Source organism: Burkholderia sp. Bp9142 (assembly GCF_003853415.1).
Classification (GTDB): Bacteria; Pseudomonadota; Gammaproteobacteria; order Burkholderiales; family Burkholderiaceae; genus Burkholderia.
Genome location: NZ_QTPP01000020.1, coordinates 85,595 through 111,863 on the forward strand (window position 1 = coordinate 85,595; position 26,269 = coordinate 111,863).

A 26,269-nucleotide genomic window follows, 5' to 3' on the forward strand; every position below is an offset into this window, starting at 1 on the left:
CGCGTCACCCCTCTTCCTCTTCCGCGTGCGGCGTCGCGAAACTGCGCCACAGCAGCACCGGGATGATCAGCGTGAACACGATCACTTCCTTGTACGCGCTTGCCCAGAACGACGAATACGATTCGAGCACGCCGACCAGCAGCGAGCCCGCGGCCGCGAGCGGATAGCTGACGAGCCCGCCGATGATCGCGCCGACGAAACCCTTCAGGCCGATCAGGAAGCCGGAGTCGTAATAGATCGTCGTCAGTGGACCGACGAGGATGCCGGACAGCACGCCGAGCCCTGCCGCCAGCGTGAACGCGAGCCGCCCTGCTTCGGTCGTGCCGATGCCGACGAGCCGCGCGCCGAGCCGGTTCACCGACGTCGCGCGCAGCGCCTTGCCGGCGATCGTGCGGCCGAAGTACACGTATAGCGCACCGATCAGCACCAGTGCGGTCACGACCACGAGGACGCTCTGCACCGACACCGTCATGCTGCCGATCGCCAGCGACGCATCGGTGAATCCGTTGGTGCGCGAACCTTCCGCGCCGAACATCACGAGCCCGAGGCCGACCATCGCGAAATGGACGGCGACCGACACGATCAGCAGCAGCAGTGTCGTGCCTTCGGCGATCGGCTGATAGACGAGCCGGTAGACGAACGGCCCCATCGGCACGACGATCGCGAGCGTCAGTGCGATCTGCGCGAGCATCGGCATCGGCTGCGCGGCAAAGCTGCGCGTGATCGCGAACACCGCGAGCGGCAGCAGGACGTAGCGGCTGCCGAGCGTCGCGAGCGTGCGTCCGAGCTGATGGCGGCGTTCGCGATGCCGGATCATGCCGCCGACTTCGAGCAGGAAGCACGCGATGCCCATCACGAACAGCAGCCAGCAGGTGGCGGGAAATTTCTGCGCCTGCAACGCCGCAAGCGTGAGCGCACCATAGGCGACGAACTCGCCCTGAGGAATGAAGATCACCCGCGTGACGGAAAACACCAGCACGAGCGCCAGCGACAGCAATGCATAAATGGCGCCGGTCGTGATGCCGTCTTGCGCGAGGATCGCCGCAATCGAGAGATCCATACGTTTCGTGTATCGAGAATGCTGCGGAGAAACGGCGACGGGAACGACCCGCGCGCGGACGGCAAGACCGGGGGTCAGGCGTCGTGCGGCGGCGTCCCGGAAGTTCCATGCGGCGCGAGCACGAGCCGCCAGGCCCGCCGCGCCGCCGACGGCGCGCACGGCGCCGTTCGCGCCGCGCCCGCCGGTTTCACGTAATGCTTACTCGGCCTGCAGTTTCCACTTGCCGTCGACGATCTGCACCATCACGCGCGCACGCGTGTCGAAGCCATTGTGGTCGGTCGACGTCATGTTGATCACGCCGTGCGACACGGGCAGATCCTTCACGCTCTCGAGCGACGCGCGCAGCGCCTCGCGGAACGCCTCGGTGCCCGGTTGGCCCTTCTTCAGCGCTTCCGGAATCGCTCGCTGCAGCAGCAACCCCGCATCCCACGCATGGCCGCCGAAAGTCGCCAGCGAACCTGCGCCGTAGGCCTTCTCGTACGCGGCCTTGTAGCCGAGCGCCGGCTTCTTCACCGGACTCGAATCGGGCAGCTGGTCGGTCACGAGCACCGGGCCGGCCGGCAGGATCTCGCCTTCGCAATCCTTGCCGCACACGCGCAGGAAATCGTTGTTGGCGACGCCGTGCGTCTGGTACACCTTGCCCTTGTAGCCGCGCTCCTTCAGTGTCTTGGCCGGCAGCGCGGCCGGCGTGCCCGAACCGGCGATCAGCACCGCGTCCGGGTTCGAGCCCATCAGCTTCAGCACCTGCCCCATCACCGACGCGTCGGTGCGGTTGTAGCGCTCGTTCGACACGACCTTCAACCCGTTCTTCGCGGCGGCCGCGTCGAACGTCTTGTACCAGCTGTCGCCGTACGCATCGGCGAAGCCGACGAAGCCGACCGTCTTCACGCCGTGCTTCGCCATGTAGCCGGCGATCGCATCGGCCATCAGCTGGTCGTTCTGCGGCACCTTGAACATCCATGCGCGCTTTGCGTCCATCGGCGCGATGATCTGCGCGCTCGCCGCAAGCGAGATCGTCGGCGTCTTGCCCTGCGACACCGGGTCGAGCATCGCGAGCGAGTTCGGCGTGACGGACGAACCGATGATGGCGTCGACGTGGTCCTCGTCGATCAGCTTGCGCACGTTCTGCACCGCGCGGCTCGTGTCGGACGCATCGTCGAGCACGATGTACTGGACGCTCTTGCCCGCGATTTCCTTCGGCAGCAGCGCGATCGTGTTCTTTTCCGGAATCCCGAGCGATGCGGCCGGCCCCGTCGCCGACAGCGTCACGCCGATCTTCACCTGTGCCGAGGCCGTCGCCGCCGCACACACGAGGCCCGCGGCAAGCAGAACCTCCATCCATCGATTCATCTTCATTGAGTTGTCTCCAAACGCTGCTCGAAAAATCCGCGGGTCGCTCGGGCGGCTCCCGGTCCTCAAACAAGTTAATAATTTAACTATCTCGCCGTGCCGCGCCTACGCTCGTTTTCCCGTGAAACGCCCGCACCGCGACCACGCCCCGGCGAGACCGCGTACGCGCGCGCCGCAGCGCGTTCCGAAGCGGTCGCTCGACCGCCACGATGCGCGGCAGCCATGTCGTCAGGATGAAGCAAGCGGAGCAATGCGGCTTGACGGGAACGGCGATCGATGCGGACGCAACGATCGCCGGAAGGTCGACCGGCCGGGCCGGGTCCGGCCACGCACACGGGCGGCGCAAGATCGGAAGACCGGCCGTTCATGCGAACGCGAGCGACGCGTCGGATGCGAACGCAACGACCGGAGAGACCGTCGTGCCGGCGAATCGCGCCAGAACGCGCATACCGGCCGCAGGACGGCTCGTGAAAGCCGGGGCATACCCGTGCGCCACCAACCCCGAACGAGCGGCGCCAACCGCCCCGCGTGCCCCGATCCATCGTCCTGCGCTTCTCATCCAACCGTACTCCCTCTTCTGCATTCTGCTTGTAGGAGAACTGCCGACCGATTTTCCCGACCGCACGGTCGGCGAAAGCTGAGTGTAACGGACGCTTTTTACGCACGCCAACCGGGTAAGCCCGGACGACATGCACGCGGCTGCGCGCCGGCCGCGATCGACTGGCGGGAATGGACGATAACGGGGGGACGGGGGGTGATGCGCGGGGTGATGCGAGGCGGAACACGGGCGCGCGAAACGCGGCGCCACTCGCCTGCACCATCGATGGAAATTCATGCACAACAAATGAAAAAGCGCTGTTGGATTCCGTCCAACAGCGCTTTGGGGTCCGGGCACTTTGTGCCTCGATTGTCTCCTCGTTCTCCACCTGCAAATTCGTTTCGCGGTGCATCAGAACTGAAACGAAGATTAAAGGACCTTTCACCCTGCGACAACTTAGCATTTACCCCTATGGTGCATCGCCGCACGAAAATGGGGCACCAGCCTTGCCGCGCGGCGCCGGCCCGAGGCCGCCGAGACGCCCTTCCCGGCCGCGCCGGATGGTGCTTCGCATCAACGGATCGCGATGCGCGACGGGATGCAATCAGGACGGCCTGAGCGTCTTGACCCGCGCGACCATCTCGCCGACGATCCCGCGCCGGAACGCAAGCACGCATGCGATGAAGATCAGGCCCGTGACGATCGTCGCGGATTCGCCGAGCGAGTGGAACCAGCCGATGCCCGTCAGCGATGCGAGCCATTCGCCGATGTCGCCGAGGCGGTCCTCCAGCGCGACGATCAGCGCCGCGCCGAGCAACGGCCCGAACAGCGTGCCCATCCCGCCGACGAGCGTCATCAGCACGACAAGGCCCGACATCGTCCAGTACGCGTCGGACAGCGTCTCGAAGCCGAGCACCAGCACCTTCATCGAACCGGCCAGCCCCGCGAGCCCGGCCGACAGGATGAACGCGAGCAGCTTGAAGCGGTCGGTGTCGTAGCCGAGCGAAATCGCACGCGCCTCGTTCTCCTTGATCGCGACGAGCACCTGGCCGAACGGCGAGTGCACGATCCGCACGATGAACGCGCACGCGGCGATGATCACCGCGAGCACGACGTAGTAGAGCGCGACGTCGTTCGACAGGTCGACCAGCCCGAACAGGTGCCCGCGCGGCACGCCCTGCAGCCCGTCCTCGCCGTGCGTGAACGGCGCCTGCAGGTAGATGAAGTAGACCATCTGCGCGAACGCGAGCGTGATCATCGCGAAGTAGATGCCCTGCCGGCGGATCGCGAACAGGCCGACCACGAGCCCGAGCAGCGTCGCGGCTGCGGTGCCGGCGAGCACGCCGAGCTCGGGCGTGAAGCCGAGCGTCTGGATGCCGTAGCCGGTCACGTAGCCGGCGGTCGCGAGGAACATCGCATGGCCGAACGACAGCAGCCCCGTATAGCCGATCAGCAGGTTGAACGCAGCCGCGAACAGCGCGAACGCGAGCACCTTCATCACGAACACCGGATACGCGCCGATGAACGGCGCGGCGAGCAGCGCGGCAAGCAGCACGCCGTAGAGCACTTTTCTCTGCATCATTTTTCCTTGCCGAACAGGCCCGCCGGGCGGATCAGCAGCACGATCGCCATGATCACGAACACGACGGTGGCCGATGCTTCCGGGTAGAACACGCGCGTGAAGCCCTCGATCACGCCGAGCAGCAGCCCCGTGATGATCGAGCCGAGAATCGAGCCCATCCCGCCGATCACGACCACCGCGAACACGGTGATGATCATCGGCTGGCCCATCAGCGGCGACACCTGGATCACCGGCGCGGCGAGCACGCCCGCGAATGCCGCGAGCGCGACGCCGAAGCCGTAGGTGAGCGTGATCATCATCGGCACGTTCACGCCGAACGCCTCGACCAGCTTCGGGTTCTCGGTACCGGCACGCAGATAGGCGCCGAGGCGCGTCTTCTCGATCACGAACCAGGTCGCGAGACACACCGCGAGCGATGCGACGACCACCCACGCGCGGTAGTTCGGCAGGAACATGAAGCCGAGATTGGTCGCGCCGGACAGCTGCGACGGCACGTCGTACGGCTGGCCGGACGCGCCGTAGATCGACCGGAACACGCCTTCGACGACGAGCGTGAGGCCGAACGTGAGCAACAGTCCGTACAGGTGATCGAGCTTGTACAGCCAGCGCAGCATCGAACGCTCGACCAGGATCCCGAACGCGCCGACGATCAGCGGCGCGAGCGCGAGCATCGCCCAGTACGGCAACCCGAAGTACGACAGCCCCATCCATGCGAGCATCGCGCCCAGCATGAACAGCGCGCCGTGCGCGAAGTTGATCACGTTGAGCAGCCCGAAGATCACCGCGAGCCCAAGGCTCAGGATCGCGTAGAACGAGCCGTTGACGAGCCCGAGCAGCAACTGGCTCAGCATCGCCGGCAACGGAATGCCAAAGATTTCCATCGACTTAGCCGTCAGAATGAGTTTCGTTGCGTGCGCAACGTTCATGCCGTCGCGCACGCGGTCGATGCAGCGGGCACATTGCTTCGGCCGCCGACGCGGCACGCCGAGGCGCGCCGCGACGCCGCGCCCACGCCTACTTCCATGCCGCGCAGCGCGTCTCCTGCTTGGTCGTGAACGCCTGCTCGCCCGGAATCGTCGCGAGCACCTTGTAGTAATCCCAGGGTTCCTTCGATTCCGACGGTTTCTTCACTTCCATCAGGTACATGTCGTGGATCATGCTGCCGTCCGCGCGAATGTAGCCCTTTGCATAGAAGTCGTTGATCTTCATCTTCTTCAGCTCGGCCATCACCTTGTCGGAGTCGGTCGTGCCGGCCGCCTGCACGGCCTTCAGGTACGTCGTCACCGACGAGTAGTCGGCCGCCTGCAGGCTCGACGGCATTTTCTTCATCTTGCCGAAGTAGCGCTGCGCCCACTGGCGCGCTGTCGCGTCGCGGTTCCAGTACCAGCTGTCGGTCAGCACGAGGCCCTGGGTCGTCTCGAGGCCGAGGCTGTGCACGTCGTTGATGAACATCAGCAGCGCGGCGATCTTCATCGTCTTCGTGATGCCGAACTCCTTCGCGGCCTTGATCGAGTTGATCGTGTCGCCGCCCGCGTTCGCGAGGCCGAGGATCTGCGCCTTCGACGACTGCGCCTGCAGCAGGAACGACGAGAAATCCGACGCGGACAGCGGATGGCGCACCGTGCCGAGCACCTGGCCGCCGTTCGCCTTCACCACCTCCGCCGTGTTCTTCTCGAGCGCCTTGCCGAACGCATAGTCGGCGGTCAGGAAGAACCAGGACTTGCCGCCCTGCTTCACCACCGCCGAGCCGGTGCCCTTCGCGAGCGCCATCGTGTCGTATGCGTAGTGGACCGTGTACGGCGTGCACTGCTCGTTGGTCAGCGTGTCGGCGCCCGCGCCGATGTTGATGTAGACCTTCTTCTTCTCGGCCGCGACCTGGTTCATCGACAGCGCGGTCGCGGAGTTCGTGCCGCCGACCAGCAGGTCGAGCCCGCCGCGGTCCATCCATTCGCGCGCCTTCGACGCGGCGATGTCCGCCTTGTTCTGGTGATCGGCGTAGACGACCTCGATCGGCTTGCCGAGCACCTTGCCGCCGAAGTCGGCGACCGCCATCCGGATCGCCTCGAGGCCGCCCTGCCCGTCGATGTCCGCGTAAAGCCCCGACATGTCGGTGATGAAGCCGATCTTCACGCTATCCGCGGCGTGTGCGGCGCCGGTGGTCAACGCTGCGGTCGCGACCGCGAGACACGCGTGTGCGAGGGTCTTCATTTTCATTGACGTCTCCTGTTGTTCTGATGCGTTGTGGTTATTCGAGGCCGCCACGGCTAGCGGCAAGGGAAACGGGGCGGCGTCACACCCCGAGCAGGTCGTGAAGGATCGGCATCTTGCCTTCCAGTTCGGATGAGCGGAAATGCTCGACGATGCGGCCATGCTCCATCACGTAGAAGCGGTCGGCGAGCGGCGCGGCGAAGCGGAAATTCTGTTCGACCATCACGACCGTGTAGCCGCGAGCCTTCAGCGCGACGATCATCCGCGCGAGCGCCTGCACGATCACCGGCGCGAGGCCTTCGGATATCTCGTCGAGCAGCAGCAGGTTCGCGCCGGTGCGCAGGATTCGCGCCACCGCGAGCATCTGCTGCTCGCCGCCTGACAGCCGCGTGCCCTGGCTCTGCCGGCGCGACGCGAGATTCGGGAACATCGCGTAGATCTCGTCGAGCGACATCGCATGCTCGCTCGGTCCGATCGGCGGCGGCAGCATCAGGTTCTCCTCGCACGACAGGCTCGAGAAGATCCCGCGCTCCTCCGGGCAATAGCCGACGCCGAAATGCGCGATGCGGTGCGTCGCGAGGCCGATCGTCTCGTTGCCCGCTACCTTGATCGAGCCGCTGCGGCGGCCGGTGAGGCCCATGATCGCGCGCAGCGTCGTGGTGCGGCCCGCACCGTTGCGGCCGAGCAGCGTGACGACCTCGCCGCGATGCACGCTCAGGTCGACACCGTGCAATATGTGGGATTCCCCGTACCAGGCCTCGAGGCCCGTGATCTCCAGCGCGGGCGTGCCGCTTTCGACGCCGCTCAATTCGCGTTCCTCCCGTTCGCTGTGCTTCATGCGTGCGCCCCCGCGAGCGCCGCGTCGGCGCTGCCCATGTAAGCCTCGATCACGAGCGGATTCTTCGACACTTCCGCATACGAGCCTTCGGCCAGCACCTCGCCGCGCTGCAGGACGGTGATCGTGTCGGAGATGCCCGCGATCACGTTCATGTTGTGCTCGACCATCAGGATCGTGCGGCCGCTCGCGACCTTCTTGATCAGCGCGGTCACGCGGTCGACGTCCTCGTGGCCCATCCCCTGCGTGGGCTCGTCGAGCAGCATCAGTTCGGGTTCCATCGCGAGCGTCGTCGCGATCTCGAGCGCGCGCTTGCGGCCGTAGGCGAGCTCGACGGTCGGCACGTGCGCGAAATCGGTGAGGCCGACCTGCGTGAGCAGGTCCATCGCACGATCATCGAGGCGCCGCAACGTGCGCTCGCTGCGCCAGAAATGGAATTCGGTGCCAAGCGCGCGCTGCAGGCCGATGCGCACGTTCTGCAGTGCGGTCAGGTGCGGGAATACCGCCGAGATCTGGAATGAACGGATGATGCCGCGGCGCGCGACCTGCGCGGGCCGCTCGTCGGTGATGTCGATCCCGTTGAAGACGATCTGACCGGCCGTCGGTGTCAGGAACTTGGTCAGCAGGTTGAAGCAGGTGGTCTTGCCCGCGCCGTTCGGTCCGATCAACGCATGGATCGCACCGCGGCGCACACGCAGGTTGACGCCGTTCACGGCGGTGAAGCCCCTGAACTCCTTCGTCAGTCCGCGTGTTTCCAGAATCGTGTCGCCGAGAATCATGTTCCCTTCCGTACGAAGTCAGGCAATGCACCGGGAAGATTCGCGCAAGCGACCGAGAACAGGTCTGCGGATGAGCGGGCTGCCCCGGACGCCATATTACGCATCGAGGGTGGTCTCCCGCGCCGACGCGTATGCACACTGCGCAACATTGTCGCCCTGTTGGTGCAGTGCAATCATCGGGATTTGCACTTATAGGGCTGGCCGCCGTATCGGACGTATCGGACGCGGCCGTGCGCGAATTGCCGGCACGCCTTTTTTGACACGCGCATCATCGGCAGTCGCGCATCCGCACGACCCGTGCCCGCTCGAACGCGGACATATTGCGCCGCGCGTCATGTCGCCGCGCAACAAAAAGGCCGCGTGAAATACGCGGCTTGCGGCGCAATCGCCGTTCACGTCGTCGATCCGCCGCGTTCCGCACGCGCCATCTTGTTTCGCATAGCGAATCAGCGGGTGCCCGGATGACGGCCCGCTGTCGAGCCTGTCAGCGTGGTGTCATGCCGCCGTCACCGCCGCGTCCGTGCGCACCTGCGTCGCTTCGTGCGCCGCGCGTCGATCGGCGCGGATCATGTCGCTCGCGCGCTCGGCGATCATCAGCGTCGGCGAATTCGTGTTGCCCGACGTGATGAACGGCATCACCGATGCATCGACGATGCGCAGCCCCGCGATGCCGCGCACGCGCAGCCGGCTGTCGACGACGGCGCGCTCGTCGTCCGCGCGCCCCATCCGGCACGTACCGACCGGATGGAAGATCGTGGTGCCGACCGCGCCCGCCGCTTCGATCAGTTCGGCTTCGGTCCGGTACTGCGTGCCCGGCAGGATTTCTTCCGGACGGTAGCGCGCGAGCGCCGGCGCGGATGCGATCCGGCGCGTGAGGCGCAGCGCGTTCGCGGCGACATGGCGATCGTGGTCGGTCGACAGGTAGTTCGGCGCGATCGACGGCGCCACACCCGCATCGGGGCTCGCGACGTGCACGCTGCCGCGCGAGCTCGGCCGCAGATGGCAGACGGAGGCCGTAAAGGCGTTGAAGCGATGCAGCGGCTCGCCGAAGCGCTCGAGCGACAGCGGCTGCACGTGGTATTCGAGATCGGGGCGCGTGAGCGCGGGATCGTCCGGATCGGACTTCGCGAACGCGCCGAGCTGCGACGGCGCCATCGACATCGGCCCGCGCTGCAGCAGCGCATATTCGGCACCGATCATCAGCTTGCCCCACCAGTGCGCGGACAGGGTGTTGAGCGTGCGCACGCCATCGACGCGAAACGCCATCCGCAACTGCAGGTGGTCCTGCAGGTTCTCGCCGACGCCGGGCAGGTCCTGCACGACGTCGATGCCGAGCGCCTGCAGCCGCGCACCCGCACCGATGCCCGACAGTTCGAGCAGCTGCGGCGAATTCACCGCGCCGGAGGTCAGCAGGACTTCGGCGCGTGCACGCGCGACGTAATCGGTGCCGCCGCCGCGATACTCGACGCCGACTGCGCGCCGCCCGTCGAAGATCACGCGCTGCGCGTGCGCGCCGGTGATCACGGTCAGGTTCGGGCGCGTCATCGCGGGCCGCAGGAACGCCTTCGACGTATTCCAGCGCACGCCGCGCTTCTGGTTCACCTCGAAATAGCCGACCCCCGAATTGTCGCCGCGGTTGAAATCGTCGGTCGCGGGAATGCCCGTCTGCTGCGCGGCCTGCGCGAACGATTCGAGGATCTCCCAGCGCAGCCGCTGCTTCTCGACACGCCAGTAGCCGCCCGCGCCGTGCGCATCGCTCGCGCCGGCGTGGTGGTCCTCGCTGCGCTTGAAGATCGGCAGCACGCTGTCCCACGACCAGCCGGCGTCGCCGGTTTCCTGTGCCCAGCTGTCGTAATCCTCGCGCTGGCCGCGCATGTAGATCATCCCGTTGATCGACGAGCAGCCGCCGAGCACGCGCCCGCGCGGATACGACAGCGCGCGGCCGTTGAGCGCCGCCTCGGGCTGCGTCTTGTACAGCCAGTCGGTGCGCGGATTGCCGATGCAGTACAGATAGCCGACCGGGATGTGGATCCAGTGATAGTCGTCCTTGCCGCCCGCTTCGAGCAGCAGCACATGGATCTCGGGATCCTCGGTCAGGCGGTTGGCGAGCACGCAGCCCGCGGTGCCCGCGCCGACGATCACGTAATCGAATTCGCCCTCGAGCGTGCGTTGGGTACTCACGATATGTCTCCTCCCATGGCGTGGTTGGATGGTGTTGGCGCTTCAGCGCTGACTCCATCCCCACGGCGGTCGACCCGACTCAACGGCTTCAGCGCTGACTCGAGTCCGATGCAAAGCGCCTTGTCGTGCGCCGCGCGGCGCGATCCCGCGCGTCGTTTTCAGCATAGTGCGTCGCGGGCGACGCGATCGGAGAAGCGTACTCCGCCCGCCGGCCGCCGATCCAATGAGTTATGCTGAACTGCGTTATAAGCCGCACTCATATCACGACGATGGATCTCACCCTGCTCCGTGCGTTCGCGACGGTCGCCCGCGAAGGCAACCTGACGCGCGCCGCCGTGCAGCTGCACCTGACGCAGCCGGCCGTCAGCCTGCAGATCAAGCATCTGCAGGAAACGCTCGGCGTCACGCTGTTCACGCGCACGTCGCGCGGGCTCGCGCTCACGCGCGACGGCCAGACGCTGCTGCCGCACGCGGAGCGCGCGCTCGCCGCGGCCGCCGACGTGCAACGCGCCGCTGCCGCGCTGCGCCATGAAGTGCGCGGCCGGCTGCGGATCGGCACGATCCTCGATCCGGGCTTCCTGCGGCTCGGCGGCTTCCTGCGCGCGCTGGTCGAAACCCATCCGCAGATCGAGACCGCGCTGCGGCACGGGATGTCCGGCTGGGTACTCGAGCAGGTGCGTGCGCAGGCGCTCGACGTCGGCTATTACATCGGCCGGCCCGGCGAGGACGATCCGCGCGACGACGCGCTGTTCCACACGGTCACGCTCACGCGTTTCGAATACCGCGTGCTCGCGCCGGCCGGCTGGAAGGAGCGTGTGCAGCGCGCGCACGATTGGCGCGCGCTCGCCGCGCTGCCGTGGATCTGGACGCCGCCCGCGTCCGCCCATCACCGGCTGCTGTCGCGGCTCTTCGCGGCGGCTGGCGCGCAGCCGGTGAAAGTTGCCGAGGTCGACCAGGAGCAGTCGATGCTCGACCTCGTCAAATCCGGAATCGGGTTGACGCTCGCACGCGACTCGACCGCGCTGGCCGAAGCGCACGCGCATGCGCTGACGATCATCGAACGCGTGACGGTGCCGACCGAGCTGACCTTCGTGACGCTCGCCGAGCGGCGCGACGAACCGGCGATCGCGGCCGCGCTGCGGCTGATCGAGACCCAATGGACGATATGAGTGCTGCTGATGCCGATGAGCCGCGGTCTCTCGTCACGCCGCCATCGCAGGCTTTTTGCTAGATTGTGCGTTCGCACACCGCGAGACCCCTGATTGAAGGAGACCCGCATGGCCCGCAACATCGAGATCAAAGCCCGCGCACGCGAATTCGACCGGCTGCGCGAACAGGCGGCTACGCTCGCGACCGAAGCGCCGCTTTTCTACCGCCAGCAGGATTTCTTCTACGACGTGCCGCGCGGCCGGCTGAAGCTGCGCCGCTTCGAGGACGGCACGCCGGCCGAACTGATCTTCTACCAGCGCGACGACCGCGACGGCCCGAAGGCGTCGTACTACACGCGCAGCCCGGTGACCAACCCGGACGCGATGCATTCGCTGCTCGCGACCGCGCTGACCACGCGCGGGATCGTGACGAAGGAACGGCACGTGTACCTGGTCGGCCGCACGCGGATCCACCTCGACCGCGTCGACGGCCTCGGCGACTTCATCGAACTGGAAGTGGTGCTCGGCCCCGACGACGACGAAGCCGGCGGCGAAGCCGAGGCCCATGATGTGTTCGCGAAGCTCGGCGTCGCGCAGGACGATCTCGTCGCGGTCGCGTACGTCGACCTGCTGAACGCCGGCGCGCCATCCGACGCGACCTGATCGGGCCCTATCCGCGGCAGGGCCTCGCGCCCCGCCGCCGCATCACGCGGCGCCGGGCGCAAGGTGCGCGAGCGGCAGCGCGCCGTTGCGCTTGAAGGTCGTCAGCACGATGTTCGAGCGGACGCTGTCGACGCCCGGCACGCGCATCAGCTTCTTCATCACGAACTGCGACAGCGCGTTGAGATCCGGCGCGACGATCCGCAGCAGGTAGTCGGCATCGCCGACCACCGCATGGCATTCGAGCACCTCGGGCAACACGTCGATCTGCTGCTGGAACTGCTCGATGATCGAATCGCCGTGGTGCTTGAGCTTCAGGCTCGTGAACGCGGTGACGCCGAGCCCAAGCTTTTCGGGGCGCAGCATCACGCGATAGCCTTCGATCACGCCGGCCGCCTCGAGCCGCTGCAGCCGCCGGCCGATCTGCGACGGCGACAGCGGCACCTCCTCGCCGAGCTGCTGGTGCGTCGCGCGGCCGAAGCGCTGCAGCACGTCGAGAAGCGCGAGATCGAAGTGATCGAGTTCCAGCATGAGCATACTCCGCATTGATTCCTGTTTTGATGCGCGATTATCGCATCAACAGGCGAATCCACGCCATCTTTGCGCCCATTCCGCACATCACCCGCTCTACACTTGCATGGTTCCCAACCACAGCATGCAGAGCCCGATCATGTCCACCGTCGTCACCGCGAAACTGCAGGAGCAGTTCGACGCGGGCCTCGAAACCCGCGCCGATTTCACCATCGACCAGCCGCTCGAACGGTACGGCCAGGTCGACCACGCGGTGTGGCAGCAGCTCCATGCGCGCCAGTCGGCGCTGCTGCGCGGCCGCGCGTGCGATGCGTTCGTCACCGGGCTCGGGAAGATCGACCTGCCGGCCGGCCGCGTGCCGTCGTTCGCGGACGTGAACCGCCAGCTGAAGCCGGCAACCGGGTGGGAGATTGTCGCGGTGCCGGGCCTCGTGCCCGATCGTGTGTTCTTCGAGCACCTCGCGAACCGGCGGTTTCCGGTCACCTGGTGGATGCGCCGCCCGGACCAGCTCGACTACCTGCAGGAACCGGACTGTTTCCACGACCTGTTCGGCCACGTGCCGCTGCTGATCGAGCCGGTGTTCGCCGACTACATGCAGGCGTATGGCCGCACCGCGCTCGCGGTCGCGGACAACGAAGCGGCGCTCGCGCGGCTGGCGCGTCTCTATTGGTATACGGTGGAGTTCGGCCTGATCCGCGACCCGAACGGCACGAACGGGCTGTCGATCTACGGCGCCGGGATCGTGTCGAGCAAGGGCGAGAGTCTCTACAGCCTCGAAAGCGCGGCGCCGAACCGGCTCGGCTTCGACCTCGAACGCGTGATGCGCACCCAGTACCGGATCGACACGTTCCAGAAGACCTACTTCGTGATCGACGATTTCGCACAGCTGTTCGCGCTCGCCGACGTTGACGGCCGTGCGCTGGCCGACCGGCTGGCCGCGCTGCCCGAATTCCCGGCCGGCGCGGTGCTCGATGGCGATCTGGTGCTGCATCGCGGCACGGGCGAAGGCTGGCCGGACGACGCGCACGCGTAAGGCTCCGGGTCACGCCGGCGTGATTCGGAGCGCCGGCGCCCGCCTCCCGACAGCCGTCCCCGGATGGCCATCCCACAACTATGAAACAATGAACGGTACCGGCTTTGCCGCGTGGCCTCTGCCCGCGGGCGGGCGCCGTTACCGAACGAGGTGCAACATGATCCACAAGCTCACATCAGAAGAACGCAAGACCCGGCTCGAAGGCCTGCCGCACTGGACGGCCGTGCCGGGCCGCGACGCGATCCAGCGCAGCCTGCGCTTCGCCGATTTCAACGAGGCCTTCGGCTTCATGACGCGTGTCGCGATCAAGGCGCAGGAGATGAACCACCATCCGGAATGGTTCAACGTATACAACCGCGTCGACGTGACGCTGTCGACCCACGACGCGGCCGGCCTGACCGAGCGCGACATCACGCTCGCGCAGTTCATCGACCAGGTGTGCGCGCACACCGATCCGGCCGCCTGAGACCTGCCTCTACCGCCGCGCGTCCTTCGATGCGCGGCGCGTCAACTTTTCATTTCCATGAACGTTTTCTAGGATGTACTCAGCGAAAGCCTTCAGCTTTCCAAGCCATCCTTAAGGCGCACGTAAGTCTCGTACGCTTTCCGCGCCTTGGGGTCCAAACCTTCCAGTTGCAGCGCGCCTCCGCGCTGTACAATCAGCAGCGCATACGGCTTGGAGAGCGCGCTGGCCTCTTCGCAGAGTTTGAGTTCGTCGCCGCTCGACGGCGAGCGGGCGCGCCAGAAATTGATCGCGGCTTCGAGGTCGTGGATCGAGATATCGGACATGATTGGATTTGATCGTTCGCTGGCCGCCATGCTTGATGTCAGGCGATGCGGCGCCCCTGTGGAAACGGCGTCGTGCTGTCCGCGTGCCTGAACCGCCAACCCATTGTACTTGAGCGAACTTCATGCGACTCCTTCTGATCGAAGACGACCGCCCCATCGCACGCGGTATCCAGAGCAGCCTCGAGCAGGCTGGCTTCACCGTCGACATGGTGCATGACGGCATCTTTGCCGAACAGGCGCTGGCACAAAACCGCCACGAACTCGTGATCCTCGACCTCGGCCTGCCGGGCATCGACGGGATGACGCTGCTCACGCGTTTCCGCCAGACCAACCGCCATACGCCCGTCATCGTGCTGACCGCACGCGACGAACTGAACGACCGGATCCAGGGCCTGAACTCCGGCGCCGACGACTACATGCTCAAGCCGTTCGAGCCGGCCGAGCTCGAAGCGCGCATCCGCGCGGTGATGCGCCGCAGCGGCCCGCACAGCGACATGCCGCGTCCGGAAGTGTCGCTCGGCGGCGTCCGCCTGTCGGGCGTCGACCGCCGCATCTTCAACGACGACAAGCCGCTCGAACTGTCGCCGCGCGAATTCGCGGTGCTCGAAATGCTGCTGCTGCGCCACGGCCGCGTCGTCAGCAAGGCCCAGCTGCAGGATCACCTCACGCACTTCGGCGGCGATCTCGGCGACACCGCGATCGAAGTCTACGTGCACCGCGTGCGCAAGAAACTCGAGCAGTGCCGTGTCGAGATCGTCACGGTGCGCGGCTTCGGCTACCTGCTGCAGGAAATCCGCCAGACCGCGAGCGTCTGAGCGGCGCCGCGCGCCGGCCGCCGGCGCGCCGCCCTGCCCGCGTCGCCGTCCGACGCACGACCGCGCCGCTCCCTGTGAGCGGCGCTTATCCATTTGCCCGTCGAAATGTCTCCTGATCCGGCTGTGACCACCAGCCTGCGCCGCTCGCTCCTCAGGCGCCTCGCCGCGCCGCTGTCGATGCTCGCGCTGATGAGCGGCCTGATTGCCTACTGGCTCGCGTGGCAATACACGCAACACGTGATCGACCGCTCGCTCGCCGATCTCGCGACCGCCATCTCCAAACAGATCCAGATCGCCGGCCCCGACGCGCCGTTCACGGTGCCGCCGCTCGCGCAGGCGATGTTCTCGGATCCGGCCGAGGCGCTGATCTACCGGATCAGCGACGGCGAGGAGGAGCTCGCCGGCGACCCGAAGCTGCCGCTGCGCGGCATCAACGTGCGCCGCATGCATCACGCGTACGTGTTCGAGGCCGAGTACGACAATCGCGCGGTGCGGGTCGCGCAGGTACGCGTCGACGAGGTCGAGGGCGGCCGGCCGATGGTGGTCGAGGTCGCGCAGCCGGTGCGGCACCGCTACCGGATCGCGGCCGAATTCCTCGTCGCGATCATGATGCCGCTGCTGCTGCTGCTGCTCGCGGGCTGGGGCATCGTGTGGCGCGTCGTGAACCAGCAGCTCGGCCCGCTCACGCATCTCGCCGACTCGCTGAACCGGCAGACCCACACGTCGCTGGAGCCGGTCGACGAAACCGACGTGCCGCTCGAGATCCGGCCGCTGACGAGCGCGATGAACGCGCTGCTCGGCCGCCTGAAGACCGCGCTCGACGCGCAGCGCAAGTTCATTGCCGATGCCGCGCACCAGTTGCGCACACCGCTCACGGCCGTGAAGCTGCATGCCGAGCAGGCGGCCGTCGCGCGCGACCCGCAGCAGACCTACGCCGCCGTGCGCGAACTGCGCGCGGCCGCCGACCGCGCGGTGCGGCTGTCGAACCAGCTGCTGTCGCTCGCGCGGGCGGAACCGGGCGAACAGGCCGCGCGTTTCGTCGACGTCGACCTGGCCGCGATGGCGTTCGAGACGGGCGCCGAATGGGTGCCGCGCGCGCTCGCATCGCATGTCGACCTCGGCTTCCAGCGCAGCGACGAGCCCGGCGAAGACGAAACGCTGAACGTGCGCGGCAATCCCGTGCTGCTGCGCGAGGTGATCGCGAACCTGCTCGACAATGCGCTGAAATACGTGCCGCTCGCCCGGCCGGACGGGGCGCGGATCACGGTGAACGTCGCGCGCGGCGCGCTCGAGGGCGGCCAGCCGGCCGCCGAGATCGTCGTCGAGGACAACGGCCCGGGCGTGCCGGCCAATCAGCAGGCCGACCTGTTCAAGCGCTTCTTCCGCGGCGATGCGCAAAGCGGCAACGGCGTCGAGACGGGCGCAGGCCTCGGGCTCGCGATCGTGCACGACATCATCGCGATGCACGGCGGCACGGTGTCGTACGAGGATGCGTCGGAAGGCGGCTCGCGCTTCGTGGTGCGGGTGCCGCTCGCCAAGCGTACCGAGAAGCCGGCGAGCGAAACGCCGGCCGCCGCGCCAACGCACTGAGTCGCGCGCGGCGGGCCCGTATCGGGCGGGACGGACGGCCGCGCGAGCTCGGCGCGCGGCGGCCATCCGCTGGCGAAGCAGCCGCGCTCGAGGCGCGGCCGCGCCGGTCACTTCTTCTTTTTCTTGTCCTTCGCGCCGGACTCGGACTTGCCGTCCTTCTTCTTTTTCTTCTTGCCGTCGTCGTCCGGCGTGGCGAGCAGCGTGCCGCGGCACGCGGCCGCGCCGCAATGGCACGCGTATTCGCGCTTGAGCTTCTTCGTCAGCTTCTCGTCGATCACGAGGCCATAGTCGTAGAACAGCTCCTCCTCGGGCCCGATGTCGCGCAGCGCGTGGATGAACACGCGGCCCTTGATTTCCTCGGCCTCGCAGTTCGGCGCGCACGAATGGTTGATCCAGCGCGCGCTGTTGCCGTCGACCTTGCCGTCGATCACGCCGCCCTCTTCCAGTGCGAAGTAGAACGTATGGTTCGGCTCGCTCGGGTCGTGCGGATGGCGACGCAGCGCTTCCTTCCACGAAATTCGCTCGCCCTTGTATTCCACTACGCGCTCGCCGGCCTTGATCGGCTCCACCGCGAACACGCCCTTGCCGTGTATTCCCGAGCGGCGCACCGCGATCCTGCGTGAACTCATCGAACGAATCCTTGTGAAGACGACTTGAATGGAAGACGGCCGCGGTCACGGCCCTGCGTCGCGCAAAACGAAAACGCGGCACCGGTCGGTGCCGCGTCGGGGCATGCGGCGAATCACCCGCATCCTACACGTTCGCGATTGCTTCGTTCAACATCGCGCGCAATATCGCGTGCATGACGCTCAACGCTGGCCGAATGCGATGTCGCCGAACAATGCCTTGTGCTCGCGCGGCTGCGAACGCCAGTACTGCGACGGCGCCGATACCTGCGCGCCGAGCTCGGCGGCCGCATGCCACGGCCAGCGCGGGTCGTACAGCATCGCACGCGCCATCGCGACGAAATCGGCGTCGCCCGCCTCGATCAGCCGGTTCGCATGCGCGGGGTCGCTGATGAGGCCGACCGCGATGGTCGGCATCCCGACCGCGCGCTTCACGGCCTGCGCGAACGGCACCTGGTAGCCGGGCGACAGCGGAATCTTCTGCAGCGGCGACACGCCGCCGGACGACACGTCGATCCAGTCGCAGCCGCGCTGCTTCAGTTCGTGCGCGAACGCGATCGTGTCGTCGAGCTCCCAGCCGCCCTCGACCCAGTCGGTCGCCGACACCCGCACGCCGACCGGCCGGTCCGCCGGAAACGCCGCGCGCACGGTCTCGAAGATCTCGAGCGGAAAGCGCATCCGGTTCTCGCGCGAGCCGCCGTATTCGTCGGTGCGCCGGTTCGCGATCGGCGACAGGAACTGATGCAGCAGGTAGCCGTGCGCCGCATGCACTTCGATCGCATCGATGCCGAGGCGCGCGGCACGCTTCGCGGCGGCCGCGAACGCTGCGCGGATCCGGTTCAGGCCGGCCACGTCGAGCGCGAGCGGCGGCGTTTCGCCATCCTTGTGCGGCACGGCCGACGGCGCATGCGGCAGCCAGCCGCCATCGGCGACGGACACGAGCTGGCCGCCCTTCCACGGCACCTCGCTCGACGCCTTGCGCCCCGCATGCGACAGCTGCATCGCGATGCGGACCGGCGAATGCTTGCGGATCGACGCCAGCACGGGCTTGAGCGCCGCTTCGGTCACGTCGTCCCACAGACCGAGGTCGCCGGCCGTGATGCGTCCGTCCGGTTCGACGGCGGTCGCCTCGATGCACAGCAGGCCCGCGCCGGACAGCGCGAGATGGCCGAGGTGGATCATGTGCCAGTCGGTCGCCTCGCCGCGCTCGGCCGAGTACTGGCACATCGGGGAGATCACGATCCGGTTCGGAAGGGTCACGCCGCGCAGCGTGAACGGAGAAAACAGCGCAGTCATGGATGCCGCTCGCCAGGAAGGGGAAAGAGCGGACGAGCGTAGCATGCGGGCTCGAAGCCTGCTGGCGGCCGGTTCGGCGGCAAGCGGTGGTCAGGCAGGGCCGGCGTGAAGCCGGCGGCAATGGCGGTGCCGCACGCACGCGGCATGCAGCAGGGCGCCGGCCGCCCTTGCCTGCGGGCCGGTCACGCGCGGTGCCGCACGCCCGGGATCAAAGCCCGACGCTGTCGAGCCACTCCGCGAACATGCGTCGCGCGGCCGTCTCCAGCGCGGGACCGTGCTGCGTGGTGTCCGCGCGCAGCCGGCACGCGTCGATGCCGGGCGTCGACGCGATTTCGCCCGCGTTGCCGATCAGCCAGGGTTCGAAGCGGTCGGCGCGGATTTCGGGATGGCATTGCAGCGCCAGCACGTGCTGCCCCCACGCGAACGCCTGGTGGCGACATGCCGGTGTCGAGGCGAGATGGATCGCGCCGCCCGGCAGGTCGAAGGTATCGCCGTGCCAGTGCAGCATCGAGGTCGCCGCGCCGTCGAGATGGCGCATCGGCGACGCGCGGCCCGCGTCGGTGAGCGTCAGCGGCGCCCAGCCGAGTTCCTTCCGGGCGGCCGGATAGACGCGCGCACCGAGCGCGCGGGCGATGAACTGCGCACCCAGGCAGATGCCGAGGATCGGCAGTCCCGCGTCGATGCGCTGGCGCACGAGCGCCGCGAGCGGCGCGATCGACGGATACTGCGCGTCGTCGTACACGCTGAGCGGCCCGCCAAGCACCACGAGCAGCGACGGCTGGAGCGCGTCGAGCACCTCGACGCGCGACGATCCGACGTCGACGTAGCGCACCCGCCGCCCGCGCTCCCCGAGCACCTGCTCGAAGCTGCCGAGGTCCTCGAAATGCACGTGGCGGATCGCCACCACTTCAGCGTTCATCATCGGCCTCCCGGTCGATCGACGGACGTCAGCCGGCGAACACCTTCCAGGTCTTCTTTTGCGTCGCCGCGTCGGCTTCTTCTTGCACCGAACAGTCGAGACGCAGATCGCTGTCGGACATCGACAGGTCGAGCGCCGCACAGTAATGCACGGTCTTCTTCGACTGCTTGCCCGGCTGGAAATGCGCGCACGTCAGGCACATGCGCTGCGGCGGCGTCGCACCGGCCACCTGCAGTTCGCGCAGCGTCTTCAGCAGCGCGCGGTACAGCGCGCCCTGCTCGTCCGCGCCGAGCTTGCCGACCGCCTTCGTCAGGAATTCCGGCCATTGCAGCGCCTTCTTCGCCGCGGTACGGCCGCGGGCCGACAGGCGCACGGCGAGCGCACGGCCGTCGTCCAGTGCACGGCGCTTCTCGACGAGCCCCTTCGTTTCGAGCGTGCTGACGGCATCGCTGGTGGTCGCGGCCGTGAGCTGCGTCTCACGCGCGATCTCGCCGAGCCGCATCGGGCCCTTGCGTTGCAGCAGCAGCACGAGGATCTCGCCCTGCGTCGGCGTGAGGCCTGCGCCTTCCGCCCAATCCCATGCCTGGCTTCGCATGGCCGTACTCAACCGCAGCAAGCTGTGGGTCACACGTCCCGAAGCCTGATTCCCGTAAACGCCTTCGCTCATAGTCTTTTCGCTTTGCCGCCGCCCGGATTGCCGAGCAGCCGTAGTGTGGAGATCGAATGTCTATCTCAAAACAGACGCCCGTGGAAGAGCGTCGACACGGCCGTCGCGAGGCACACGCGGCGGTCGCGTTCGCGGCGACCGGTGAGACACACGTCGTTCCGGTGTCCGCAAAGCCGACATTCTAAGCGAGAGCGGAAAATCGCACAGCTAAGTTATCCCCTTCATTCTGTGGAAAATCGCTGGATAACCGGATTTTTTCGTTGTGCCGGCAATCGCTGCCGGCCCCGCGGCGCCACGCGCAACCATTTTCCTGTTCGGATCAGCCATCGTGCCGACGACACCGGTCCACCGGGTTATCCATCCCGCAGAGCGTTGACTTTGAAGCGGAATATAGGGTTATCCACAGATTTTCAGGACGACTGGCGACGCGCCGCGCACGAATCGGCGTCGACCGGCGTTCAGCGAATCGCCGCGCGGTCGAGTCCGTAATCTGCAAAACATTTTTTCATTCACGCCAGCGCAGGCACTGCTGGCGAACCGTCTCGTTCAGCGATTTTTCCTGCTTGAAAACGGTTCTCAACCACGAAGCGTCGTTCACGCGCGCCTGCGCGAGCGCGCCGATCTCGTCGAGCGCCGCGCGCGAGCCGAGCGCGGCCGCATGCGGCGCGATCCGGTCGAGCGTGTCGAGGATGTCTTCCGCGATCGTGCGGCGCTCACCGGTCTGAGGATTGACGCAGGTGCCCTCGAGCCCGAAGCGGCACGCTTCGAAACGGTTGAACGTGTAGACGAGATAGTCGTCCTCCGACAGCTTCAGCGGCCGGTCGGTCAGCAGGTAGCACGCGAGCGTCTGGATGTAGCACGCGATCGCGGCCGCGCGATCGACCGACAGCGGCGTGTCCATCACGCGCACCTCGATCGTCCCGTAGCCGGGCTTCGGCCGGATGTCCCAGTAAAAGTCCTTCATCGAGTTGACGACGCCGGTGTTGACCATCTTCGTGAAGTACTCCTCGAAGCTGTCCCAGGTCAGCACGAACGGCGCGCGGCCCGACAGCGGGAACGCGAACACCGAATTCAGGCGCGCCGAATGGAAGCCCGTGTCGACGTTCTGCACGAACGGCGACGACGCGGACAGCGCGATGAAGTGCGGAATGAAGCGCGACATCGAGTGCAGCAGGAACAGCGCGCTGTCCGGATCGGGACAGCCGATGTGCACGTGCTGGCCGAACACGGTGAACTGCTTCGCGAGATAGCCGTACAGCTCGGAGATGTACTGGAAGCGCGGCGCGTCGTAGATCTGCCGGTCGCTCCACTGCTGGAACGCGTGCGTGCCGCCGCCGCCCAGCCCGACGTTGAGCTGGTCGGCCGCCTTCACGAGCACGTCGCGGATCGCATGCAGCTCGGAGACTGCCTGCTCGTGCGTGTGGCAGATGCCGGTCGACAGCTCGATCATGCTCTCGGTGATTTCCGGCGTGATGTTGCCGGGGAAGGTCTCGCCCTGGATCAGCCGCATCAGGTCGGATGCCGCCTTGGTCAGGTCGTAGTTGTGCGTGTTGACGACCTGGATCTCCAGTTCGACGCCGAACGTGAACGGCTCGGAATTGACAAAGGTTTCGAGTGCCATGGCAGGTTCCGGAATCAGTTTCTGTCGCTGCGTTCGCTGACCGCCGACAGGCAGCGGTACACGACGAACGGGCTGACGAGCTGCAGGATCACGATCGTGCACATCACGATCGCGCGCAGGTGCGGGTCGAAATTCGGATAGAGCTGGTAGGTGTCGTCGACGAGCAGGTACGACAGCGCGGACATCGGTGTCAGCGCGATGCCGAGCGCGACGCCCTGCTTCATCCCGAGCCCGCTCGGCTTCGCGAACACGACGACGCCGGCCAGCTTCGCGGCGAGCCGCGTGACGATCAGCGCGATCGCGAGCAGGCCGCCGAGCGCGATGTCGCCCCACGTGAACGACGTGAGCGTCAGCACGAACAGGATCACCGTCAGCAGCCAGCCGGCCGTGCCGAAATGCTCGGGCCACAGCTGCGGCCGCGCTTCGAGGTTCTTCACGATGATGCCGGCGAGCAGCAGCGTGAGCAGCGTCGACAGCTTCAGCGCCTGAGCCACCGCGATTGCGAGCATCACGAGCCCGAACAGCGCGACGAACGAATGCTCGTCGCGCATCGTCGCGGTCATGTGACGAAACAGGTAATTGCACGCCCGCGCGACCAGGTACGCGACGATGAACGAACCGACAATCAGGTAGACGGGTTGCAGGATCGTCGCGAAAACGTTCCCGTACGCTTCCTGGTGGAGCCAGCTCGTGACGAGCTTGGTCAGCACGATCGCGTACACGCTGTTCAGCGCGGTCAGCGTGATGAGGCGCTGCGACACCTGCCCTTCCGCGCGCAGTTCGGTCTTGAGCTGGATCACCATCGACGGCGACGTCGCGATCGCGATCGCCGACAGCACCAGCGCGACCATGCCCGACACGCCGAGCGCGAGCATCACGAACAGCACGAGCACGAACGTCAGCGTCGCCTCCGCGAGGCTCGATGCGATGAGCCATGGATTACGGTGTATCCATTTCAGGTCGAGACGGCTGCCGAGCTCGAACAGCAGCAGGCCGAGCGCGACGTCGATCAAGAGCCGCGAGGTTTCGTCGGTGCTCGCGTCGATCACGCCGAATCCGAACGACCCGGCCACGAGACCGATCACCGCATAGCCGGTGATGCGCGGCAGCCGCCACGCGCGATAGCACAGCTCGCCGCACAGGCCAGCCGCGAACAACGCGAGCCCGGCCCAGAACACGGCATCCGGCGAGAGCGGCCAGTTGGGCAGGAATGAGAACGCCGACTTCATCGTGGTGACTTCTCCTTTGGAAGCAATCGCCAGCGGCGCGGGGTCAAGCGTCAGAAATGAGATGCGCGCCGGCTGGGTATCGCCCCGAATGTGATTGTTGTGGTCGACGACGGCGGGACATGGGATCCGCCTCTTCCGCCATCCGGCGGAACTGTCGTTCAGGCTGCCGATCTGGATTGTCGGCCTGGTGTGTGAACGGACTGCGCAGTCTCGAAGATTCAGATTCGAAATCGTGCCGACCGTTCCATTGAAGCATGTCCGGCGCTTGGCCGAACGAACGCGAAGGAAACCGATTGTGCCACAGCTTTTTCGCTCCGGAACCGATCGAATCGGCCCGCGGGGCTGTGAGGCACCGCAGGTCTTTGGTTTCAAAGGTTTATTTGTATATATACGTAGTAGAAGTTAACAAGGCGCCCACAGTTCTGTGGATAACTTCAGTTTACGCAACAAGATCAAGGTGTTGGCGCGGCCATAACCCGTTGTACAGGTTGTTCGCTCACAGAGGTTTGAGTTGAGTAACTTTGGGGCCGTTTCACGGCTGTGCCGGGTTGCCCAGTTTACGTCCACTGTGATTGCACACGAAGTGCGCGTGGATTCCGCCGGGTTATCCACAGCATCGCGTGGATAACCCGGTACAGGAAAATCGAAGAACTGTGAGGATTCGACTGACGAGATCAGCCGATCCGGCGGCCGCGCAGCGCGCGGATCAGGAATCGGGCCGGGTCGACGGCGTCGGCGAGTTCGCGCTCGAGCGGCAGCGGCTCGCCTTCGAGTTGCGACGCGATCAGCTCGGCGCCGAGCGCTGCCCATACAAGGCCGCGCGAGCCGTACCCGAATGCGCCGTAGAGACCCGCGGTGCGCGGCAGGTCGCGCGCCTTCGCGCCGCTCAGCGCGCGAGCGTTCGCGACCGCCTGCGCTTCGTCGGCGAGCGGGCCGATCACCGGCACGCGGTCGGCGACGACCCAGCGAAACGCGACACGCCCGCGCAGCGCATCGACGTCGGGCGGCTCGCCGATCAGGCCCGGCAGCAGATGCCGGATGCGCTCGAGGTTTTCGATATGTCCGGTGGTGCGCATCGCACGATCGACGTCGTCCGGTTCGAACGTCGCGCCGATCAGCAGCGTGCCGTCGTCGAGCGGCACCGCGTAGCCGTCGCCGATCGCGGGGCACGGCAGCGGCGCCGTGCTGCCGGGCGGCAGCAGCGTGAGCTGGCCGCGCACCGGCTGCAGCGCGACATGCCGCAGGCACGCGAGACGAACCGCGTCGCCCGCGTTCGCGAGTACGACGACCGGCGCTTGGGCGAGCATCGCGCCTGCCGCATCGACGGCGCGCCACGTGTCGCCATCGCGCTCGAGCCGTGCGACTTCGGTGCCGGCCAGCAGTTTCACGCGCTCGCCGGCCGCCGCCAATTGTGCTGCACACACCCCGGCCGGCCATACGGCGCCGCCGTGCGGAAACAGCAGGCCGCCGTGTGCGACCGGCAGGTTCAGATGCGCGCGGGCGGCATCGGTGTCGAGCAGCGACACGTAGTCGGACGGTGCGCCGAGCGCGTCGAACGCATCGCGCATCCGCGCGAAATCGTCGGCCGATTCCGCGAGATGGATCATTCCGTTCGTGCTGCGTGCGAACGCATGGCCGGCATTTTCGAGCGCACGCCAGCGTGCGAGTGCATGCAGGAACCCGCTGCGCGTGAGGCGGCTCGCGACGTTGTCGTCGCGCGTCATCAATGGATGGAATACACCGGCCGGATTGCCTGATGCCTCGCTCGCGATCCGCGCGTGCCGCTCGATCAGCGTGATGTTCCAGCCGCGTGCGGCGAGCCGTTCGACCATCGCGCAGCCTGCCAGGCCGGCACCGATCACGATCGCTTCGCGCGCGGCGACCGGCAACGCGCGCGGCGGTTCGTGCCGGCGCATCCGCCAGCGCGGTGCGTATTCGCCGGCGCGCAATGCGGGCTCGCCCGCGCAATCGTCGACGTCGCGACTCGTGAAACCCGTTTCCTCGAGTGCACGTTTCACGGTGTCGTCGCGCGAATGCGTTGCATAGGTCGCACCCACGCCAGCAATGCGCGCGAGCGCGCGCACCACGTCGGCCGACAGCAAATCGCCGTGCGCGGCCGACGCGACATTGCCGAGATAGAACGCATCGGCGCGCGCGACGAGCCGTTGCAGCATGTCATGCGCATCGCCGAATGCAAGCGTGAGCACCACGCGCCCTGCGTCGAATTCGAGCCGATGCAGGCCGGGCACATGCATCGGCCATGCATCGACCAGTGCCTCGGCATTTTCCGATTTGGTTGCGTCCGCAACCATGTGGGAAACGGCACGGCGCAGGTCCTCGCGCGCGAACGGATGTGGTTCGATCGCGACGAAATGCAGCCGCTCGCAGCGCGCGGGATCGTCGCGCCACGCGGCCCACGTCGCGAGAAAACGGCTGCCGGTGCCGAATCCCGTCTCGACGATCGTATACGTGCGGCGGCCCTGCCAGCGGGCCGGCAGCCCGTTGCCGGCGAGCATCCGGTTCGCGTGCGCGCGTGCACGCGACGCATCGCGAGGGAGCTCGCCGTACTCGGGCGAGACGAGAATGCCGTCGTCGCGGCGGGCGAGCGTGGCGGGAACGAGTCGGTCGGGCATGCGAAACAAAAAACGTGGCAGCCAAGCCTGGCAAGGGATTGCGCGGAGGGGTCCGGCGGGCCGTTGGCAAAAGCCAACGACGTTGCACGCGGGCGGACCCGGCTGCTCATCCTGTCCGGTTGGCGCAGGTCAAAAAACGGGCAATCGACGATTCATTCGGCGAAATACCGATGAAAATC

23 protein-coding genes are annotated in these 26,269 nt (G+C 66.8%); 6 read left to right on the forward strand and 17 right to left on the reverse strand.

Going from position 1 to position 26,269, the window contains the following annotated elements:
• Window positions 1-4 precede the first annotated feature (4 nt).
• From DIE22_RS21900 to DIE22_RS21940, 8 genes are all read right to left on the reverse strand, one after another.
• Window positions 5-1,060: a branched-chain amino acid ABC transporter permease gene (locus tag DIE22_RS21900; protein WP_124606092.1), complete on the reverse strand. Its 1,056-nt coding sequence runs from the start codon at window positions 1,058-1,060 to the stop codon at window positions 5-7.
• 198 nt (window positions 1,061-1,258) lie between these two features.
• Window positions 1,259-2,416, reverse strand: a complete 1,158-nt coding sequence (locus DIE22_RS21905) for an ABC transporter substrate-binding protein (protein WP_124499680.1) — start codon at window positions 2,414-2,416, stop codon at window positions 1,259-1,261.
• 1,136 nt (window positions 2,417-3,552) lie between these two features.
• Window positions 3,553-4,527 carry a branched-chain amino acid ABC transporter permease gene (locus DIE22_RS21915; protein ID WP_185640665.1) on the reverse strand — a complete coding sequence of 325 codons (975 nt, stop codon included), beginning with the start codon at window positions 4,525-4,527 and terminating at the stop codon, window positions 3,553-3,555.
• Window positions 4,527-5,411, reverse strand: coding sequence for a branched-chain amino acid ABC transporter permease (locus tag DIE22_RS21920; protein WP_124499677.1), 885 nt, complete (start codon window positions 5,409-5,411; stop codon window positions 4,527-4,529). Before DIE22_RS21920 ends, DIE22_RS21915 begins: the two co-directional genes overlap by 1 nt.
• 133 nt (window positions 5,412-5,544) lie before the next feature.
• Complete coding sequence (locus tag DIE22_RS21925; protein WP_124499676.1) at window positions 5,545-6,744, reverse strand: ABC transporter substrate-binding protein; 1,200 nt, start codon at window positions 6,742-6,744, stop codon at window positions 5,545-5,547.
• Between the two features lie 76 nt (window positions 6,745-6,820).
• Complete coding sequence (locus DIE22_RS21930; protein WP_124499675.1) at window positions 6,821-7,576, reverse strand: ABC transporter ATP-binding protein; 756 nt, start codon at window positions 7,574-7,576, stop codon at window positions 6,821-6,823.
• Window positions 7,573-8,352: an ABC transporter ATP-binding protein gene (locus DIE22_RS21935; RefSeq protein ID WP_040142748.1), complete on the reverse strand. Its 780-nt coding sequence runs from the start codon at window positions 8,350-8,352 to the stop codon at window positions 7,573-7,575. Before DIE22_RS21935 ends, DIE22_RS21930 begins: the two co-directional genes overlap by 4 nt.
• Window positions 8,353-8,847: 495 nt before the next feature.
• Window positions 8,848-10,533 carry a GMC family oxidoreductase gene (locus tag DIE22_RS21940; RefSeq protein ID WP_124606093.1) on the reverse strand — a complete coding sequence of 562 codons (1,686 nt, stop codon included), beginning with the start codon at window positions 10,531-10,533 and terminating at the stop codon, window positions 8,848-8,850.
• 269 nt (window positions 10,534-10,802) lie between these two features.
• Here DIE22_RS21940 and DIE22_RS21945 point away from each other — a divergent pair, with 269 nt between their 5' ends.
• Both DIE22_RS21945 and DIE22_RS21950 read left to right on the forward strand, forming a co-directional pair.
• Window positions 10,803-11,702 carry a LysR family transcriptional regulator gene (locus DIE22_RS21945; RefSeq protein WP_124606094.1) on the forward strand — a complete coding sequence of 300 codons (900 nt, stop codon included), beginning with the start codon at window positions 10,803-10,805 and terminating at the stop codon, window positions 11,700-11,702.
• 108 nt (window positions 11,703-11,810) lie between these two features.
• A complete protein-coding gene (locus DIE22_RS21950) occupies window positions 11,811-12,344 on the forward strand; it encodes a class IV adenylate cyclase (RefSeq protein ID WP_124499672.1) in 534 nt (177 codons plus the stop codon).
• A gap of 42 nt (window positions 12,345-12,386) precedes the next feature.
• Here the strand turns inward: DIE22_RS21950 and DIE22_RS21955 are convergent, their stop codons facing one another.
• On the reverse strand, window positions 12,387-12,872 hold the full coding sequence (locus DIE22_RS21955; RefSeq protein WP_006408082.1) for an Lrp/AsnC family transcriptional regulator: 486 nt from the start codon (window positions 12,870-12,872) through the stop codon (window positions 12,387-12,389).
• A 106-nt stretch (window positions 12,873-12,978) separates the two neighbouring features.
• Here DIE22_RS21955 and phhA point away from each other — a divergent pair, with 106 nt between their 5' ends.
• Together phhA and DIE22_RS21965 are read left to right on the forward strand one after the other, a co-directional pair.
• The gene (gene phhA, locus DIE22_RS21960) at window positions 12,979-13,905 is read left to right on the forward strand and encodes a phenylalanine 4-monooxygenase (protein WP_124606095.1); all 927 of its coding nucleotides are present in this window, start codon (window positions 12,979-12,981) and stop codon (window positions 13,903-13,905) included.
• A 157-nt stretch (window positions 13,906-14,062) separates the two neighbouring features.
• On the forward strand, window positions 14,063-14,371 hold the full coding sequence (locus DIE22_RS21965) for a 4a-hydroxytetrahydrobiopterin dehydratase (protein WP_124606096.1): 309 nt from the start codon (window positions 14,063-14,065) through the stop codon (window positions 14,369-14,371).
• Window positions 14,372-14,463: 92 nt separating this feature from the next.
• Here DIE22_RS21965 and DIE22_RS21970 read toward each other — a convergent pair whose 3' ends face one another.
• On the reverse strand, window positions 14,464-14,694 hold the full coding sequence (locus DIE22_RS21970; RefSeq protein ID WP_059682648.1) for a DUF3717 domain-containing protein: 231 nt from the start codon (window positions 14,692-14,694) through the stop codon (window positions 14,464-14,466).
• 122 nt (window positions 14,695-14,816) lie between these two features.
• Between DIE22_RS21970 and DIE22_RS21975 the strand changes: the two genes are divergently transcribed.
• Entirely contained in the window at window positions 14,817-15,509 is a 693-nt protein-coding gene (locus tag DIE22_RS21975; RefSeq protein ID WP_006401494.1) for a response regulator transcription factor, read from the forward strand.
• Between the two features lie 105 nt (window positions 15,510-15,614).
• Window positions 15,615-17,099, forward strand: a complete 1,485-nt coding sequence (locus DIE22_RS21980; protein WP_124606097.1) for a sensor histidine kinase — start codon at window positions 15,615-15,617, stop codon at window positions 17,097-17,099.
• A 107-nt stretch (window positions 17,100-17,206) separates the two neighbouring features.
• On the opposite strand, the gene DIE22_RS21985 is transcribed toward DIE22_RS21980, so the two are convergent.
• The 7 genes from DIE22_RS21985 to mnmC form a co-directional block, all read right to left on the reverse strand.
• Window positions 17,207-17,728: an SET domain-containing protein gene (locus DIE22_RS21985; RefSeq protein WP_124499668.1), complete on the reverse strand. Its 522-nt coding sequence runs from the start codon at window positions 17,726-17,728 to the stop codon at window positions 17,207-17,209.
• 180 nt (window positions 17,729-17,908) lie between these two features.
• On the reverse strand, window positions 17,909-19,021 hold the full coding sequence (locus tag DIE22_RS21990) for an NADH:flavin oxidoreductase/NADH oxidase (RefSeq protein WP_124499667.1): 1,113 nt from the start codon (window positions 19,019-19,021) through the stop codon (window positions 17,909-17,911).
• A 208-nt stretch (window positions 19,022-19,229) separates the two neighbouring features.
• Window positions 19,230-19,940, reverse strand: coding sequence for a glutamine amidotransferase (locus DIE22_RS21995; RefSeq protein WP_124499718.1), 711 nt, complete (start codon window positions 19,938-19,940; stop codon window positions 19,230-19,232).
• Window positions 19,941-19,968: 28 nt separating this feature from the next.
• Entirely contained in the window at window positions 19,969-20,607 is a 639-nt protein-coding gene (locus DIE22_RS22000; RefSeq protein WP_124499666.1) for a MarR family winged helix-turn-helix transcriptional regulator, read from the reverse strand.
• A gap of 505 nt (window positions 20,608-21,112) precedes the next feature.
• Entirely contained in the window at window positions 21,113-22,228 is a 1,116-nt protein-coding gene (locus DIE22_RS22010; RefSeq protein WP_124606098.1) for a YbdK family carboxylate-amine ligase, read from the reverse strand.
• Between the two features lie 14 nt (window positions 22,229-22,242).
• Window positions 22,243-23,457: a cation:proton antiporter gene (locus DIE22_RS22015; RefSeq protein WP_124499664.1), complete on the reverse strand. Its 1,215-nt coding sequence runs from the start codon at window positions 23,455-23,457 to the stop codon at window positions 22,243-22,245.
• A gap of 674 nt (window positions 23,458-24,131) precedes the next feature.
• Window positions 24,132-26,090, reverse strand: coding sequence for a bifunctional tRNA (5-methylaminomethyl-2-thiouridine)(34)-methyltransferase MnmD/FAD-dependent 5-carboxymethylaminomethyl-2-thiouridine(34) oxidoreductase MnmC (gene mnmC, locus DIE22_RS22030; RefSeq protein WP_124606100.1), 1,959 nt, complete (start codon window positions 26,088-26,090; stop codon window positions 24,132-24,134).
• Between the last annotated feature and the right edge of the window lie 179 nt (window positions 26,091-26,269).

Coding starts and splice junctions, on each gene's coding strand:
- DIE22_RS21900 (WP_124606092.1), bottom strand. CDS start 1,060: ATGGATCTCTCGATTGCGGCGATCCTCGCGCAAGACGGCATCACGACC.
- DIE22_RS21905 (WP_124499680.1), bottom strand. CDS start 2,416: ATGAAGATGAATCGATGGATGGAGGTTCTGCTTGCCGCGGGCCTCGTG.
- DIE22_RS21915 (WP_185640665.1), bottom strand. CDS start 4,527: ATGCAGAGAAAAGTGCTCTACGGCGTGCTGCTTGCCGCGCTGCTCGCC.
- DIE22_RS21920 (WP_124499677.1), bottom strand. CDS start 5,411: ATGGAAATCTTTGGCATTCCGTTGCCGGCGATGCTGAGCCAGTTGCTG.
- DIE22_RS21925 (WP_124499676.1), bottom strand. CDS start 6,744: ATGAAAATGAAGACCCTCGCACACGCGTGTCTCGCGGTCGCGACCGCA.
- DIE22_RS21930 (WP_124499675.1), bottom strand. CDS start 7,576: ATGAAGCACAGCGAACGGGAGGAACGCGAATTGAGCGGCGTCGAAAGC.
- DIE22_RS21935 (WP_040142748.1), bottom strand. CDS start 8,352: ATGATTCTCGGCGACACGATTCTGGAAACACGCGGACTGACGAAGGAG.
- DIE22_RS21945 (WP_124606094.1), top strand. CDS start 10,803: ATGGATCTCACCCTGCTCCGTGCGTTCGCGACGGTCGCCCGCGAAGGC.
- DIE22_RS21950 (WP_124499672.1), top strand. CDS start 11,811: ATGGCCCGCAACATCGAGATCAAAGCCCGCGCACGCGAATTCGACCGG.
- DIE22_RS21955 (WP_006408082.1), bottom strand. CDS start 12,872: ATGCTGGAACTCGATCACTTCGATCTCGCGCTTCTCGACGTGCTGCAG.
- phhA (WP_124606095.1), top strand. CDS start 12,979: ATGGTTCCCAACCACAGCATGCAGAGCCCGATCATGTCCACCGTCGTC.
- DIE22_RS21965 (WP_124606096.1), top strand. CDS start 14,063: ATGATCCACAAGCTCACATCAGAAGAACGCAAGACCCGGCTCGAAGGC.
- DIE22_RS21970 (WP_059682648.1), bottom strand. CDS start 14,694: ATGTCCGATATCTCGATCCACGACCTCGAAGCCGCGATCAATTTCTGG.
- DIE22_RS21975 (WP_006401494.1), top strand. CDS start 14,817: ATGCGACTCCTTCTGATCGAAGACGACCGCCCCATCGCACGCGGTATC.
- DIE22_RS21980 (WP_124606097.1), top strand. CDS start 15,615: ATGTCTCCTGATCCGGCTGTGACCACCAGCCTGCGCCGCTCGCTCCTC.
- DIE22_RS21985 (WP_124499668.1), bottom strand. CDS start 17,728: ATGAGTTCACGCAGGATCGCGGTGCGCCGCTCGGGAATACACGGCAAG.
- DIE22_RS21990 (WP_124499667.1), bottom strand. CDS start 19,021: ATGACTGCGCTGTTTTCTCCGTTCACGCTGCGCGGCGTGACCCTTCCG.
- DIE22_RS21995 (WP_124499718.1), bottom strand. CDS start 19,940: ATGAACGCTGAAGTGGTGGCGATCCGCCACGTGCATTTCGAGGACCTC.
- DIE22_RS22000 (WP_124499666.1), bottom strand. CDS start 20,607: ATGAGCGAAGGCGTTTACGGGAATCAGGCTTCGGGACGTGTGACCCAC.
- DIE22_RS22010 (WP_124606098.1), bottom strand. CDS start 22,228: ATGGCACTCGAAACCTTTGTCAATTCCGAGCCGTTCACGTTCGGCGTC.
- DIE22_RS22015 (WP_124499664.1), bottom strand. CDS start 23,457: ATGAAGTCGGCGTTCTCATTCCTGCCCAACTGGCCGCTCTCGCCGGAT.
- mnmC (WP_124606100.1), bottom strand. CDS start 26,090: ATGCCCGACCGACTCGTTCCCGCCACGCTCGCCCGCCGCGACGACGGC.